The organism is Alicycliphilus denitrificans K601 (assembly GCF_000204645.1).
GTDB classification, from domain to species: domain Bacteria; phylum Pseudomonadota; class Gammaproteobacteria; order Burkholderiales; family Burkholderiaceae_C; genus Alicycliphilus; species Alicycliphilus denitrificans.
Genome location: NC_015422.1, coordinates 1,926,962 through 1,941,683, shown reverse-complemented (window position 1 = coordinate 1,941,683; position 14,722 = coordinate 1,926,962). Strand labels below are relative to the sequence as shown.

Sequence of the window (14,722 nt, the reverse complement as noted above, 5' to 3'; positions counted from 1 at the left end):
GGTCCTTTCAGGCGCTGCCATGCGCCGCTGCCAGCGCGGCGTAGCGGCGGCGGTGCATCGCGCCGTTGCCCAGCCAGGCCGAGAGCACCAGCGCGCGCTTGAGGTACAGGCCGATGTCGCATTCATCGGCATAGCCGATGCCGCCGTGGATCTGGATCGATTCGCGGCCGATGCGCAGGCCGGCATCGGAGCAACGCGACTTGACGCGGCTGGCCCAAAGCGCGAGTTGGCCGTCGTCTTCGTCCAGGTGAAGCAGTGCGTCCGCGAGCACCGAAAATGCCAGCTCTTTCTCGATGAACAGGTCGACCGCCCGGTGCTGCAATGCCTGGTAGCTGCCGATCGGCTTGCCGAACTGCACGCGCGTGCGCATGTACTCCAGCGTGATATCGAGCGCGCGGCGCATCACCCCGAGCAGCTCGGCGCCCGCCATCACGGTCGCGGTGTCCACGCAGCGCCGCAGCGCGACCGCCGCCACCGCGGGCGAGGCGACCCGCTGCGCGTCGGAGACCTTGACGCCGTCGAGCACCAGCCGGCCGCTGCGCGAGCCGTCGGCGCGCAGCTCGAACGAGCGCTGCAGGCCGGGTGCGCCTTGCTCCACCCAGTACACGGCCGGGCCGTCCGCGCCTTGCGCACTGACCAGATAGCCATCCGCCTCGGCCGGAACGACGAAGCGTTTTTCGCCGCGCAGCACGCCACGTTCGACCCGGGTGGCGATCTCCAGCGGCTCGATGCCCCCGTGCGGTTCCTGCCAGGCGAGTGCGGCCAGCACGCGCCCGAGCGCCAGCCCGGGCAGGAGCTCGGCCTTGAGCGCGTCGTTGTCGCCGTGGACCAGCACGCCCGAGGCCAACACCGCCACCGCGTTCAGCGGCTCGGGCGACAGCGTCTTCGCGAATTCCTCCAGCACCGTCGCCATCTCGCCCAGGCCCAGCCCCAGGCCGCCGTGCAACTCCGGGATCAGAATGCCGGTCCAGCCCAGGTCGGCGAGGCTGCGCCACACCGCACGGTCGTAGCCCGGGTCGGTGCCGCGCAGCGCGCGCACGCGGGCAATGCTGGTCTCGCGCGCGGCGAAGCTCACGGCCGCCTCGCGCAGCATGCGGTGCGCGTCTTCCGCGGTCTGCGTCGCGTCGCCAAGGCTCGCCGCAGCCATCATGCAACCTTCGTTCCGGCGGCGCCCACCGGTGTGCCGTGCGTGCGCACGACGCCATCACGGCGCAGGCGCTCGATCGTGTCCGCGTCGTAACCAGCGGCCGCGAGGATCTCGGCGGTGTGCTCGCCAAGCAGCGGCGGCGCCCGCTTGACGGTGCGCTGCTCGCCGTCGAAGGTGACCGGCATGGCCATCGTCTTCATCGCGCCCAAGGCTGCATGCTCGTACTCCATCACGATGCCGCGCTCGGCGGTGTGCGGCATCGCAAGCACGCGATCGAGCGAATGGATCGGTGAGTTCGGCACGCCGGCTTCGTCGAGCAGCTGCGACCATTCGTCGACGGTCTTCTGGCGCGTGCGCTCGCTGACCCGCGCCACCGTCTCATCGAAGTGCCTGACGCGGTCGCCGTTGGTCCTGAACTTCGGATCATCGGCCATCTCCGGCATGCCGGCGGCGACGCAGTAGCTGCGGAACAGGCTGTCATTGCCGACGCCGATCATGATCTCGCCGTCCTTGGCCGGGAACACCTGGTAGGGGCACAGCGACTCGTGGCTGGTGCCGCAACGGGGCGGGGTGCGACCCGTCTCCCAGTAGATCTGGGAGGTGTAGCCGAGGAAGGCCATCGCCGTCTCGTACAGCGACACCTCGAGGAAGCGGCCCACCCCCGTCGCGTCGCGCTCGCGCAATGCAGCGAGGATGCCGAAGGCGGCCCAGATGCCGGTGGTCTGGTCCAGCGGCGAGAACGCCGCGCGCACAGGACCACCGTTCCTCTCGCCGGTCACACTCATGATGCCGCTGAAAGCCTGCACCATCAGGTCGTAGCCCGGCAGGTGCGACAGAGGGCCGGTACGGCCGAAGCCGGAAATGCTCGCGTAGATGAGGCGCGGATGGCGCTTGCGCACCTCCTCCTGGCCGAGGCCCAGGCGCTCCATCGCGCCCTTGCGGTAGCTCTCGATCATCACGTCGCTGTCTTCCAGCAGGCGCATCACCACGTCGCGGCCGGCGGCGGTCTTCAGGTCGACCGCGATGCTTTGCTTGTTGCGGTTGGCGCTGAGGAACACCGCGCCATCCTCGCCGACGATGGGTGGCCAGCGACGCGTGTCGTCGCCACCATCGCAAGGCTCGACCTTGATCACCGTGGCGCCGAGGTCCGCCAGGTACTGGCCGCACATCGGACCCGCGAGGACCTTGCTGAAGTCCAGCACGCGAACGCCGGCCAGCGGCGCGAAGGGTTTGGAAGTTTGGTGGGTCGGCATCGAAGCGGTCATTGGGGTGGATTTCAGCGCCTGTGCCCGGCCTGCTGGAGCGCGCGCGGCCATGCGGCCACGGCCTCGGGCTGGCCCGGCTTCATGGACTTCCTCAGTAGGACTTGGGCAGGCCGAGGACCTTCTCGGCGATGTTGCACAGCACCAGATGCGGGCTCACCGGCGCGATGCGGAGGATCATCACCTCGCGCAGGAAGCGCTCGACGTGGTACTCCTTGGCGTAGCCGAAACCGCCGTGGGTCAGGATTGCGGTCTCGCAGCACTTGACGGCCGCTTCGGCAGCCAGGTACTTCGCGGCGTTGGCCTGCGAGCCGCAGGGCTGATCACGGTCGTACAGGGTGGCGGCGCGGAAAGTCATGAGGTGTGCCGCCTCGAGCTCGGCCCACGAAATCGCCAGCGGGTGCTGGATGCCCTGGTTCTTGCCGATCGGCCGGTCGAACACGACCCGCTCCTTGGCGTAACGGGTGGCCCGCGCCAGTGCGGCGCGGCCGATGCCGATGGCTTCGGCCGAGACCAGGACCCGCTCCGGGTTCATGCCGTGCAGGATGTAGTGAAAGCCCTTGCCTTCCTCGCCGATGCGGTCGGCCACCGGCACCGGCAGGCCGTCGATGAACAGCTCGTTGGAATCCACCGCCTTGCGACCCATCTTGTCGATCTCGCGCACGTCGACGTAGTTGCGGTCAAGCTTGGTGTAGAAGAGGCTCAGGCCGTCGGTCGGCCTTTCCACTTCCTCGACCGGCGTGGTGCGCGCGAGGATCAGCATGTTGTCAGCCACCTGCGCGGTGGAGATCCACACCTTGCGCCCGGAGATCAGGTAACGGTCGCCGTCGCGCACCGCGCGCGTCTTCAGCTTGGTGGTGTTGAGTCCGGCATCGGGCTCGGTCACCGCGAAGCAGGCCTTCTGCTCGCCCCGGATCAGCGGCGGCAGCGCGCGTCGTTTCTGCTCGTCGCTGCCGAAGACCACCACCGGGTTCAGGCCGAAGATGTTCATGTGCACCGACGACGCGGCCGCCAGGCCGCCGCCCGACTCCGCAATCGCCTGCATCATCACCGCTGCCTCGGTGATGCCGAGCCCGGCGCCGCCGTATTCCTCCGGCATCGCGATGCCCAGCCAGCCGGCGTCGGCCACCGCGCGATAGAACTCTTCCGGGAATCCGCCCTCGCGGTCCTTGCGCAACCAGTAGGCATCGTCGAAGCGGCTGCACAGCGCCAGGATCGCCTCGCGCAACTGTGTCTGTTCGGGGCTGAATTCGAATTCCATGGGCTGGGGCTGGTAGTTGGCATCATTCTAGATGCGCGTACGCCAACCAGAACATCGTTCGGATTTAGGAACGATGCCCGCCGCAGCGAGGTGCGAAACTAACGGTCGTTCGGAGGATAAGTCGACCGGCCAGCAGCTCGAACTGCACCGGTGCCGCCGCTTCCGCGGCGGCAGGCAGCCTGATGGCCGCTGTTAGCATTGGCCACCCCGCTGCCACCTAACAAGTGAGCAACATGGCCTCCAAGTCTCCCTCGTCCCACCCCACGCTCAACGAAGCTGAATCCGCCACCCGCGAGCGGATCCTGCTGGAGGCCGCGCGGCTGTTCCGCCACCATGGCTACGCGGCGACCACGCTGCGCGAAATCGCCGATGCGGCGCACATCAAGGCCGGCAGCATCTACTACCACTTCGCCTCCAAGGAGGAAATCCTCGGTGACGTGCTCGACAAGGGCATCCAGGCGGTGTCGGACGCCGTGCGCGAGCGGATCGAGGCCCTGCCCGCGGGCGCAAGCTTTCGCGACCGCATCGCCGCCGGGATCGAGGGGCATCTGTGGGGACTGTTGCACAACGGCGACTTCACCTCGGCCAACATCCGCATCTACGGCCAGATCCCGACCAGCGCGAAGAACCGGCATCGCGTCGTGCGGCGCGCCTACGCCGACCTGTGGGATCGCCTGTTCGAAGGAGCGATGGCGAGCGGGGAACTGCGCAGCGACAGCAGCGCGGGGGTCATCCGCCTGTTCGTCCTCGGCGCACTGAACTGGACGGTCGAGTGGTACAACCCGCAGCGCGGTTCGTTCCAGGACTTCTCGCGCCAGCTTACCGAGATCGTCTTCAACGGTGTGCTGGCGCGCGAGACGGCTTAGCGCCGCAGCGGGCCCCGCCGCAGCCCGCCGGCGGACAGTAGTCCATAGGCGTGCGGCTTCATCTTCATCCGCCGCAGCGTGCGCCTGAGAACGTCTCGCGAAAATCCCAATGCCGCCGTGCAGGGCAGCGGCGCCGCACCGCACGGCACCTCAATCGCAGTGGTCGCTTGGTCGTGATGCTCGACGCCTTCGACGAAATGAAGCACGCGACGACGGCAACCCAACGGGGAGGTGAACTTCCCGATCGACAAGCGCCGAATGGAGTATGTGAAGGTGCATGGGGTGCCGCCCAGCGACGAGCAGCCGCAGGCTCTCGAGGCCCGGGTGGCGCGCCGCGGCCGCCTGGGCTCACGCGCGTGAAGTGAGGGGGCTCTGATGCGCGAATTCGCCAAGAGCGCCGTTCTCACTATGCTGGTCGCTGCGGCCGGTGCAGCGAGTGCGGGTGATCGAACGAGGTGAAGGACCAAAGCGAAATTCAGAAGATCCTTCGTAGCGTTCCGTTCGCGCAAAGGTCGATGTACCCAACTTGGCCGAACGGCTGCCGAACCTCGGTCTGCGCGTAGAACGCGTGGACGTCGGCTCCTTCACCGCAGAACACGTCTCGCTTTTCGCGGGGCACCTATAAGCGCCGGGACGTGGAGTATCTGTTCTACACGAACGAGCCGAACGAAGCGGTCAAGAAGCTCCGGCCCGATCCAGAGCCGCTTCACGCTGGTATTGGCTGCCCTGGTCCGAGTGATGCAACAAGGCCACCGGCTTGCCTCGCCGCCACACGGCCATCATCAGCGCATCCACCACGAGCTGCGAGGTCATGCTCTCCTGCATCGACCAGCCCACGATGCGCCGCGAGTACAGGTCCAGCACCGCCGCCACGTACAGCCAGCCCTCGGCTGTCCAGATGTAGGTGAAGTCGGCTACCCACTTCTGGTTCGGGCCATCGGCCCGGAACTGGCGGTCCAGCACGTTATCGGCCACCGCGCTGCGCGTGCCCCGGTCCTTGGGCAGTCCACGTCGTCGGGGCCTGGCTCGTAGTGCCTGCTCTCGCATGAGTCGCTCGATGCGGTGCAGACCACAGGCTTGACCTTGCTCCAACACGTCGTGCCACACACGGCGCGCGCCGTAGGTGCGGTCGCTGCGCACGAAGCTCTGGTGGACCTGCGCGCCCAGCACTTCATCGCTGAGGCTGCGCTGGCTCCTGGGCCGTGTGAGCCACGCGTAGAAGCCACCCCGCGAGACACCGAGCGCCTCGCACATCAGATTGACCGGCCAGGCCCCTCGGTGTTTCGCCACGAAGCCGAACTTCACATCGACTCCTTCGCGAAGTAGGCCGCGGCTTTTTTCAGGATGTCGCGCTCCATCTTGAGCTTGGCAACCTCCTTGCGCAGTCGCGCTATCTCCGCGTCCTGGGCCTTCTGCTTGCCGTTGCCAGGGAACGCCTCCTGGGGCTCCTCTCGCAACTCACGAACCCACTTGCGCAGCACGTTCTCGTGAACGTCCAGGTCCTTGGCTGCCTGGGCCACAGCCACGCCACGCTCGGTGACCAACCTGACCGCCTCGAGCTTGAACTCGCGGCTGAATGTCCTTCTTCTCTCCATGAACCACCTCCGGTTTCATCTTCCACCTTAACAAGGTGTCATCGAAACCGGCAGCAGCCCAGAACAACGCGCTTCGCGCTAGCTTAACTGCCAAGAAACAAGCAACTCCCGGCGAATAGACCTAGGAGCCCTGCTTCTGAAATCCGTCCTGAGCCCACGCGAGGCCGAACGCCAACGCCTATAGGGCAAGTACCGGCAGCAAAAGTGCTGCCGCAATGCGCACAGGCTCCGGAAGGCAGATACTGCGCAATCCCGCCACCAAATCGCTGCCCTGCGTAAGCAGATTGAATCGTTGGAGCGGCAAGTAAAGAAGGCCGGCAAGGAAGCGCCCGCCAAGGTCACAGAAGACAGCCAGGACGACACCTCGTTGCGGTTCCGTGCAGCGGGCTTTGCGCAACATCGTAAGCGCCTGGGGCTTTCTGCGCGCCAAATGGGGTTGCTCCTGGACGCAAGCCCGCTCTCCGTCTACAAGTGGGAAACGGGTCAGGCCCGGCCTCGTGCCAAACACCTTCAGGCGATAGCCGCGGTACGGAAGATGGGCAAACGCGAAGCCTCTAAGCGCCTTGAGCAACTGGCCGCCTCCTGATCCGCAAAACAGGTCACAGGCCAAGCTTTCATCGAACGGCAACTCTCAAGCGGCAGGCAGTATTCCGCCGCGACAGTAAGTCCCGGATTGCAGGAGCGACCACGCCGTCCTGGCCTGGTCGGCACTGAGCGAGCCCGCACCTCGCGGCCCTGACGGCCGTCCTAACGCTTCCGACCTGCCAGGACCGCCCGGTTCTCTCGCTGGATCTCGCGAAAGACGATGCGCGTCTGCCGGACGGCCCCAACAAACGGCGCCGCGTACATCCTTGGTGCTTGCCGTGCGGCTCGCACGATTTCAGCCCAAACGGCGCTCCAGACATTTCTCATGCAAAGCTCCTTCGCAAGACTCCGAAGATTACCTAAACCAGCCCACCCGGTGCCGGCTGCAAAGCAAGCAATTGGACACTGAATTGGTGAACAGACCTCCGGGTGCGAGAGCAGCTCAAGAGCCGGACTGCACTCTCGTTCACGTCGCCGGCGAAGGTCCCACGGCCCGGCGATCTTCCGGGCGCACTGAGTCCCGTCTCTTGGCGGCTTCAGCGAGGGCGCTCCCGGTCGCAATTCGAACAACGCGGGCAAGCCAGAGGGCGAGCACGCACGTGAAGATTGCAAAAGGCCAGTAGCCGCTCATGCCGATTTTGTACGCGCTCCGGAAGCCGGGGGATGTCCTATGCGGAATTCAGCACGCGTCGTGGCATGTTGAACTTCCAGCGATCTGGAGCTTTCATTCTGGTCTTCGGATTTCGCCGGGGACTCTCTGTCGTTCACGCGAAAAGGCCAGGGTCGCTTCTGAACGTCGCTCTTCTGCGCCGATCCGATCGCCGACATCCATGAGTTGTGGCGGCGACTGGTCTTCAATTTCCTGATCTGCAACACCGACGATCACCTGCGCAACACCGGCTTCCTGTACGACGCGCGCCAGCGCGGCTGGCGCCTGTCGCCGGCCTTCGACCTGAACCCGATGCCGGGCGACCGTCGCGAGAGCAAGACCTGGTTGGCCGAGGACACAGGCGTCATCGACAGCCGTGACATGCTGATGGCCGCCGCGTCGTATTTCAGGCTGGATGCTGTGCAAGCGCAGGCGATCTGGAGTGAAGTGGCCCAGGCCGTGGCGGGCTGGCGCGCAGTGGCCCGGGGATTGGGCATGCGCGGTACCGACCTGCTGGATTTCGAGCCGGCGTTCGTCGAATCGACCACACCCTGACGACATCGGCAGGACATACCGCTACGGCCGAGAATCGTCCTGGACTGTTGTCGCCAACGCCGCGCATAGCCAGCGATAGCCGATGCGTTCCTGTTCCAGCCGCAGCTGTGGCCGGATTCGGTCATTACGCAAGTCGTCGTAGAGAGCGGCCTCTTCATCGACCAGTCGGGACAAGGGCAACGTATGGCGTTTGTCGAGGGGCTCCTCACCCCATTGGAGTGCGTGGGCCATCAACGTGGAGCGGTCCATGAGGAACGACGCGGCCAGAGGGAAATACTTGCGCAGGCTGTCCAGAATGGCAAAGCCATGGGTATCGATGTCTCCCCAATAGTGCAGAGAGGCGCGATACAGCCAGTTGGCTCGGGCGAGCGCCCCCCAGCCATAGCCGGCACCGAACACGACGATGGCACTGGAGACCGGTGGGAACGCCAGGAAGTTCACCTCGTTTTCGGTGATGAAGACACGCTGCGCAGGCAGGGCGAGCGTGGCGAAGCTATCTTCATCCAGGGTGATGTCGGTCAGTCCCGTGCAGCCGGGAAGCTGGGGCAGTTGCGGATCGAGCAAGCGCAGGCGGATGCGAACGGGCTTCTCCAGAAAACCGTAGCGACGGGCAAACCCGGCCACCCCGGTTGCAGCAGGCTCAATGGCTTCAGTCGGCAAGGCCAGGTCCAGCCATTGGCCCAGTATGCCGCGATGCGCTTCGATGAACTTGCTGTCCACGCCCGGCACGTCAACTTGCCGAAGATAGACGCCTGGGCGCGGATGGGCTTGCACCCAGGCCACCACGGCCAGCAGGCGTGGCCAGTGTTCGGCCAGCGCCAAGGTCTGCAACGGTGATCTGTGCAGCCATGCCAGCAGTGTGGGTTGCGCTTCGGCAGTTTGCTGCCAGAGCGCCTGGAACCGGACGGCATCGCCGGTCTTGCCGATCATCGCCAGTGCATCGTCCAACGTATCGATCCACAGCGTGTCCGGCAGGCGCTGCCGGCCCTGCACCCGGTGCGTCCACTCGCGCCATTCGATGCGCACGCGCGGCATGGCGCTGATCTCCCGCACCCAGCCGCGCACGGCATCGAAACGGTGGCTGAGATCGGCGGCGGACGGCGACTTCAGCGACAGCCGCAATGGCCAATTCAGTGTGTCACCGCCGACCACGGTACGCAGCAGTTCGCCGCGCTGCCACAGCCGTTCGACCTGCGTGCGCAGATCGGTGGGCTGGCTCCAGGTCATGGGGCGGCTCCCGTGGCAGCAGCCTTCTGCGCACGATACTCTTCAATGCTCAGGTTGCGCAGCCGCGACTCGCGGCCTCCTTCGTTGTGCACGAAGCCGACGCTGGACACGTAGGGCTCGATGATGTGGATCTTCTGCAGCGGCGTAATGATCAGCAGTTGCAGCTTGAGCTGGCGGAACAGTTCCAGCCCATACTGGGCCGATTCATCCGAGCCGCGCCCGAAGGCTTCGTCGATCACGACAAAACGGAACGAGCGCGAGCGCACCGCCCCCCATTCCAGGCCGAACTGGTAGGCCAGGCTGGCGGCCAGCACGGTATAGGCCAGCTTCTCCTTCTGCCCGCCGGATTTGCCGCCGGAGTCGGAATAGTGTTCGTGTTCGGCATCGTCCTCGCGCCAGCGCTCGCTGGCGGAAAACAGGAAGCCGTTGCGCACGTCGGTCACCTTCTGCATCCAGCGCCGGTCGATTTCGGCCAGTCCTTCGCGCCCCCGGAAGCGGTCGATGATGGCCTTGACCTGCAGAAACTTAGTCTCCGAATACTGTTCGTCTTCCGAGCCGCTCAGCGCGCCTTCGGTGCAGGCACGTAAATCCTGCAGGAAGTCGCGGATCTCCGCATCGGGGCTGGGCTGAGCCAGCAGCCGGATGTAGCGCCCGGGGTTGTAGTCGATCACCTGCAAGGATTGGTTGATGACATCGACCCGCTCCTTGATCGTTTCCCGCTCGCGCGCGAGCTGGGCGTTGAAATTGGCGATCTCATTGATGGTATTAACGTTGAGCAACTCCTTGAAACGCGCTTCGAAGCGCGGCAGGTCGTCGTGCTGCAAACCCTTCATCAAGCGCTCGAACTCGGGCAGCGCGGCCAGGCTGATGTCGATCTCGGCGGTCTCTGCCTTGAAGGCCTCCTTGAAACCGCGCATGGCGTTGATGATGCGTTCGGTCAGGCGCGAGAGACGCTTGTCTTCGGCATCGATGCGCGCCTGCAAGCCGTTGCGCACGTCCTGTTCGCGGTTGTCGCAAGATTCCACCGAGAGCTGGTGGTCGCCCAGGATTTCGGCGCGCCAGCCCTCAAGAGATTGCAGCAGCACATCGTCGAGTGCGGCTTGCGCTTGGATATCGAGAGCCTGCGCATACTGTGCCTGGGCAGTTTCGTGCTTGCTGCGGGTTTCGCCGCGTTTGCCTTGTGCCTCGCCAAGATCGCCTTCGATCTCCTTCAGGCGCTCAACGACCTGCGCCAGTTGGCTTTCCAGTTCCCGCAGGGTATCGGAGGCCGCCTTGAGGCGGTCGCGTTCATCGGTCAGCCGGGCAATCTCGCGCGCCGGTGCCTGCCAGTCAATCTCGCTGTAGCGGGTGAAGACTTCGAGCTTGGCCAAGGCCTCCAGTTGCGCCTGGCATTGCCCGCGTAATCGCTGAGTGTCGGCAATGCGCAGACCGATGTCTCCCAGTCGTTGCTCCAGGCCCTCACGTTCGTCACGCAAGGTGCGCAGCTTGTCGGCGTTGCTCCAGCCCAGCACGTAGCGACTTCGATCGTCGATGCGGCGGCGGTCGTCCTTTTCGTGGCGTCCGCTCGGGTCCTTGATCTGTCCGGCGCGGGTGATGGCGCGGGTCTCACGGCGGAACTGCTCGGTGCTGTCGCAGCAGGCCAGGTCGAAGCGGTGGTGCAGTTCGCGTTCCAGCCAGTCGTAGTGCGGCGTATCGGGCTTGATGAGCAGCTTGCGCACCAGCGACTGGGGGTGCAGGCTGACGGCCTGCGTGGACTTGCGCGCACGCACGTGGAAGTACACCAGCCGCGTGCCCAGGTGCTGGCGTTCGACCCAATCGGCCACGTCCTTGTAGTGCCTATCCGGCACCAGCAGGGACAGGCCGAAGCCATGCAGCAGGCGTTCGGCCGCGCCCTCCCAGTCGCGTTCGTCCTCGCGCACCTGGATCAGTTCGCCGGCAAAGGGCAGGTCCTCCTCGGCAATGGACAAGGCGGCGCACAATGCGTCGCGGATGCGTACCTGGGCCGCATCGATATTGCTTTTTCGACGCGCAAGGCTGTCGATCTCGCTGGTCAGAACCTCGTGCTCCTCACGTCCCTTGCGCAAGGCGAACTCGAATTCGCGCTCATCGTTCTCTAATCCGACCACCTGCGCCCGCAGATCCTCTGCACGTTGGCCGATCGAGGCATGTTGTGAGATGAAAGCAGCTTCGTCTCCCGGCGCTGCTTCTCCAATGCGCGTCAATAGCGTGGTGTAGGCGTCCGCCTTCTCCTGCCGTTGCTGTTTCTCTGCCTCCTGCTGCTGAATGGCGGCAGAGAGTTGTTGCAGTCGGTCGCCGCCGTTCTCGCGCAGTGCGCCTTCGAGCTTCCCCTGCTCGATTCGGGCGTTGTCTCGTTGCTCTCCCAGTTGCTTGATGCGGGCATCCCAGCGCGTCGCATCCTGGGTCAACAATTCCAGGCGCCTCTCCAGCAGTGCTGCCTTCAAGCCGGCGAAGTACGGGCGTAGTGCATCGCGCCCTTCGCGCAACGCCTGGATCTCGGCGGCGATCTCGGCGTGGCGACGGCCATCGTCCACCAGTGGCGTCAACAACTCGATCTGGCGCTTGGCCTTGAGTACCGAGTGGTGGGCGCGGTCGAGGTCATCGAAATGGCCGAGCAGTGCCTCGATGCGGCCCCCCACGTCGAACGGTTCGAGCATGTGGCTGCGCACGAAATCGGTCAGGTTGCCGACCGATTTCATGGAAACCGTCTGATGGAACAGTTCCAGCGCCTGCTCGTGTTCGATGCCGAAGCGGCGGCGGAACCAGGCGCCGTAGGGCGGGAAGCTGTCGTTCAGTTCGCAGCCCATCGCGCGCAGCTTCTTGCGCAGGCCGTTGATGTCGCTGCCGAATCCGGAAAAGTGCTCGGTGATGGACAGTTCCCGCTCTACGGTCATGAACAAGCGCGCGGGCTGGCCCTGTGGTTCGCGAAACCAGAAGACTTGCGCCAGTGTGACCGCCTGGCCGTAGCCTTCGTTGCGGAATACACCCAGGATCACGCTGTAGCTGGTGGTGTCGCGTAGCGCCACCGGGCGGGCGCTGCCGGTGGTTTCGTTGCGCTCGCTCTTGTAATGGCCCAGCACGTAGGACCGCAGTGATCGCTCACGCGTCTCGGCGCCTGCGGCCTTGTTGTAGGCGATGCGTTGCGCTGGCACCAGCAGCGTGGTGACGGCATCGACCAGGGTGGATTTGCCCGAACCGATGTCACCAGTGAGCAGGCCGTTACGCCCATCGAGTTCATAGCGCCAGACGCGCCGGTTGAATGTGCCCCAGTTCAGAACTTCCAGCCGCTGCAGGCGAAAGCCGACGCGGCTGTCGTCGGCCACGAAATCGAGCTCCTGTGGCGAAAAATCGCTCATCGGCCAGCTTCCTTGTCGCGATCGGCACCTGACAATGCGGTGCGATAGCCCTCCAGGCGCGCATCGAAGTCGGCCAGCCACTGTGCATCGACGAACGCCTTGAGGATGCGCCGCACCTCGTAGCGAGGTGCCTGCTGAGCTGCGCCGGCAACGGGCTTGAGCTTGCGCAGATAGCCCAGTTCCACCACCTTGGTGATGGTCGAATCCACTTGGTCGACGAGGCGCGCCTCGTTGGTGCCGTCCGGCAGAAACACGCGCATCAGTTCGGCGATCTCCTCGCGCGACAGCACCAGCCGGGTATCGCCGCCGCCGGCGTCGGCTTCGGCCAGGCGCTTGCGCAGCAAGGCCAGCATCAGGCTGACCGGGTAGGACAGCGGCCGTCGCGCGATCAGGCGCGGCGGACGGGGTGTGGCGTCCACATCCTCCGGCTCCGGCTGGCTTTTGAAGAAGGCGTACCGCTCGGCTTCGTCCAGTACCAGATCCAGCAACAACACCGCCGCCTGCTCCCGCACCCGCGCTTGCAGGCTCAACAGGCTGGCCCATAGGCGCTCGTCGTCCTGACGGTACAACACGCCTTTGAGCAAATGCACCATCAGTTGCGAGAGTTCCGCTACAACGGGCGGGCGCGACTCGGTGCCGCCTTCTGGATCATCCTGGTGCATATCGTTCATGGGTCTCCGCTCTATCCGTCGCAGCTTGCATTCAACGCGTAAAAATCACGCGGGGCATTCGCACCCGCCGTCGTACCGTTGAGCCAGGCGCGTCCTGCACGGCCCATTCGATGATCTCCTGCACATCGTCATCCACCGTGGCTCTGAGGCCATCCAGCCCGCGGCTGCCCGCGTGGGCCAGTTCCAGCCAGGTGACCAGTTCGGCCAATCCCTGTTGCAGCGGTTGCGTCTCCAGCAGCGCGCGCAAGTTGATCTGCGACTGCTGGCGCAATGCCTGCCGCAGGGCCTCACGCAGGCGGGTCTTGTCCACGACGTGCTGGTCGAACAGGCGTGTGGTGTCGATGTCGTCGTCCTCGCCGGATTCAAGTATCAGTTCCGCCAGGCGTGGCTTGGCATGGAGCGCAAACAGGGGGCGTTCCTGCGGCAAGGCGATGTCCGCGCCCATCTCGTCGAGGAGCATCACTTCGCCGGTCGGTGGCATGTCGCGCAATGCAAGCGCCTTGGTCTCGATGCTGCGCAACAGTTCGAGGATGCGACGGTTTTCCTGGAAGGCCCTGTCATCCAGGAAGCGGCGCAGTTGTTGCGACAACTGCGCCACCATGCGTTGGGTATGTTCGCCCGCTTCCAGCCAATCGTGGTGCACCCGGCGGGTGCGCGGCTCCGGCTTGAGCGCAGCCACGGCGGGCAGATCGAGGATCTGGTCGAGCCGTGTGGACAGTTCTTCCTGGCGACGGCTGGACATCAGGAAATCCCAGAATGCACGGAAGCTGCGCCCCTGGTCGGAATCCCCGATGGCGTCGCGCTCGCCCATGACCTCGTCGAGCAGCGCCCCCTTGCTGCCGTCCCACAACGCGATCTTCTCGCGGACGCTGCGGTCGAGTTGGCGGAAGTTGTGTTCCACCTGGCGGAAGTCGCTCAGCAGTTCGCGCGCCAACTGTTGGAATTGCAGGAAGCGATCCTTGATGGCCGTGTCATCCATGAGCGGCACGTCGCCGGACAAGACGCGGCCGATCTCGGCGTCGATCTCGTCGCGCTTGCGGCGCAGTTCCTCCAGGCGCCTGGCTGGATCGGCCTGGCTTCCGGTGCTGATCTGCTCCAGCAGCGCGAACAAGGTCAGCAGGCGAGATTCCGTGCCGACGAAAGGCCGTTCGGTCAGCGATACCAGCCAGGCGATGGCTTTTTCGGTGGCGGGGGTGAGATCGAACTGGGCCTCGTCGGTGCCGGGCTTGTAGAACTTGCGCAGCCAGCCCTTGTCCAGTGCGCACCAGTCATTCAGGTATTCGGTTGCGGTTTTCGGATACACCTCGACACCGAGCTGTTCGCGCAGCGCAAACAGCTCGTCTTCCAGCATTTCGGCCAGATCTGCTTCGCTCGTCAGCCGCACGTTCGGTGCAACGAACACCCGGTACAGGAAGCTTGCTACCAATGGCGCATGTGGCGAGGCCAGCAGTCGCCATGCAGGATGCCGATCGCGGTATGTCGTGAGGGTGAGGTGGTCCAGTGCCATGATGGGCTGCCTATTCGAGCCGT

The 14,722-nt window shown here is 65.1% G+C and carries 10 protein-coding genes and 1 pseudogene; 3 read left to right on the top strand and 8 right to left on the bottom strand.

All coding sequences use genetic code 11. From position 1 onward, the window contains the following. Positions 1 to 7 precede the first annotated feature (7 nt). Genes ALIDE2_RS09165 through ALIDE2_RS09155 form a run of 3 tightly spaced genes read right to left on the bottom strand, consistent with a single transcriptional unit; the run spans position 8 to position 3,670 of the window. Entirely contained in the window at positions 8 to 1,150 is a 1,143-nt protein-coding gene (locus tag ALIDE2_RS09165) for an acyl-CoA dehydrogenase family protein (RefSeq protein WP_013721921.1), read from the bottom strand. Beyond that, on the bottom strand, positions 1,147 to 2,463 hold the full coding sequence (locus ALIDE2_RS09160) for a CaiB/BaiF CoA transferase family protein (protein WP_013721920.1): 1,317 nt from the start codon (positions 2,461 to 2,463) through the stop codon (positions 1,147 to 1,149). Before ALIDE2_RS09160 ends, ALIDE2_RS09165 begins: the two co-directional genes overlap by 4 nt. A gap of 40 nt (positions 2,464 to 2,503) precedes the next feature. Continuing rightward, positions 2,504 to 3,670, bottom strand: a complete 1,167-nt coding sequence (locus ALIDE2_RS09155; protein WP_013721919.1) for an acyl-CoA dehydrogenase family protein — start codon at positions 3,668 to 3,670, stop codon at positions 2,504 to 2,506. A 233-nt stretch (positions 3,671 to 3,903) separates the two neighbouring features. Here ALIDE2_RS09155 and ALIDE2_RS09150 point away from each other — a divergent pair, with 233 nt between their 5' ends. Continuing rightward, positions 3,904 to 4,536: a TetR/AcrR family transcriptional regulator gene (locus ALIDE2_RS09150; protein WP_013721918.1), complete on the top strand. Its 633-nt coding sequence runs from the start codon at positions 3,904 to 3,906 to the stop codon at positions 4,534 to 4,536. 705 nt (positions 4,537 to 5,241) lie between these two features. Here the strand turns inward: ALIDE2_RS09150 and ALIDE2_RS09145 are convergent. Further along, a pseudogene (locus tag ALIDE2_RS09145) lies at positions 5,242 to 6,131 on the bottom strand (IS3 family transposase); the annotation flags it as partial. A 292-nt stretch (positions 6,132 to 6,423) separates the two neighbouring features. Between ALIDE2_RS09145 and ALIDE2_RS09135 the strand changes: the two are divergent. Both ALIDE2_RS09135 and ALIDE2_RS09130 read left to right on the top strand, forming a co-directional pair. Continuing rightward, positions 6,424 to 6,717, top strand: a complete 294-nt coding sequence (locus ALIDE2_RS09135) for a helix-turn-helix domain-containing protein (protein WP_049791323.1) — start codon at positions 6,424 to 6,426, stop codon at positions 6,715 to 6,717. An 816-nt stretch (positions 6,718 to 7,533) separates the two neighbouring features. After that, positions 7,534 to 7,920, top strand: coding sequence for a HipA domain-containing protein (locus ALIDE2_RS09130; RefSeq protein WP_337999174.1), 387 nt, complete (start codon positions 7,534 to 7,536; stop codon positions 7,918 to 7,920). A 21-nt stretch (positions 7,921 to 7,941) separates the two neighbouring features. Here ALIDE2_RS09130 and ALIDE2_RS09125 read toward each other — a convergent pair whose 3' ends face one another. The 4 genes from ALIDE2_RS09125 to ALIDE2_RS09110 are packed head-to-tail and all read right to left on the bottom strand — an operon-like array spanning position 7,942 to position 14,699. Further along, complete coding sequence (locus ALIDE2_RS09125; protein ID WP_013721915.1) at positions 7,942 to 9,147, bottom strand: DUF3322 domain-containing protein; 1,206 nt, start codon at positions 9,145 to 9,147, stop codon at positions 7,942 to 7,944. Next, complete coding sequence (locus ALIDE2_RS09120) at positions 9,144 to 12,521, bottom strand: ATP-binding protein (RefSeq protein ID WP_013721914.1); 3,378 nt, start codon at positions 12,519 to 12,521, stop codon at positions 9,144 to 9,146. The genes ALIDE2_RS09125 and ALIDE2_RS09120 overlap by 4 nt, the downstream gene beginning before the upstream one ends. Next, a complete protein-coding gene (locus ALIDE2_RS09115) occupies positions 12,518 to 13,192 on the bottom strand; it encodes a DUF4194 domain-containing protein (RefSeq protein WP_013721913.1) in 675 nt (224 codons plus the stop codon). The genes ALIDE2_RS09120 and ALIDE2_RS09115 overlap by 4 nt, the downstream gene beginning before the upstream one ends. 31 nt (positions 13,193 to 13,223) lie before the next feature. Further along, on the bottom strand, positions 13,224 to 14,699 hold the full coding sequence (locus tag ALIDE2_RS09110) for a DUF3375 domain-containing protein (RefSeq protein WP_013721912.1): 1,476 nt from the start codon (positions 14,697 to 14,699) through the stop codon (positions 13,224 to 13,226). Positions 14,700 to 14,722: the final 23 nt, after the last annotated feature.

Excerpts from the sequence above, each read along its gene's own strand:
- ALIDE2_RS09165 (WP_013721921.1), bottom strand. The coding sequence starts at position 1,150 with ATGATGGCTGCGGCGAGCCTTGGCGACGCGACGCAGACCGCGGAAGAC.
- ALIDE2_RS09160 (WP_013721920.1), bottom strand. The coding sequence starts at position 2,463 with ATGGCCGCGCGCGCTCCAGCAGGCCGGGCACAGGCGCTGAAATCCACC.
- ALIDE2_RS09155 (WP_013721919.1), bottom strand. The coding sequence starts at position 3,670 with ATGGAATTCGAATTCAGCCCCGAACAGACACAGTTGCGCGAGGCGATC.
- ALIDE2_RS09150 (WP_013721918.1), top strand. The coding sequence starts at position 3,904 with ATGGCCTCCAAGTCTCCCTCGTCCCACCCCACGCTCAACGAAGCTGAA.
- ALIDE2_RS09125 (WP_013721915.1), bottom strand. The coding sequence starts at position 9,147 with ATGACCTGGAGCCAGCCCACCGATCTGCGCACGCAGGTCGAACGGCTG.
- ALIDE2_RS09120 (WP_013721914.1), bottom strand. The coding sequence starts at position 12,521 with ATGAGCGATTTTTCGCCACAGGAGCTCGATTTCGTGGCCGACGACAGC.
- ALIDE2_RS09115 (WP_013721913.1), bottom strand. The coding sequence starts at position 13,192 with ATGAACGATATGCACCAGGATGATCCAGAAGGCGGCACCGAGTCGCGC.
- ALIDE2_RS09110 (WP_013721912.1), bottom strand. The coding sequence starts at position 14,699 with ATGGCACTGGACCACCTCACCCTCACGACATACCGCGATCGGCATCCT.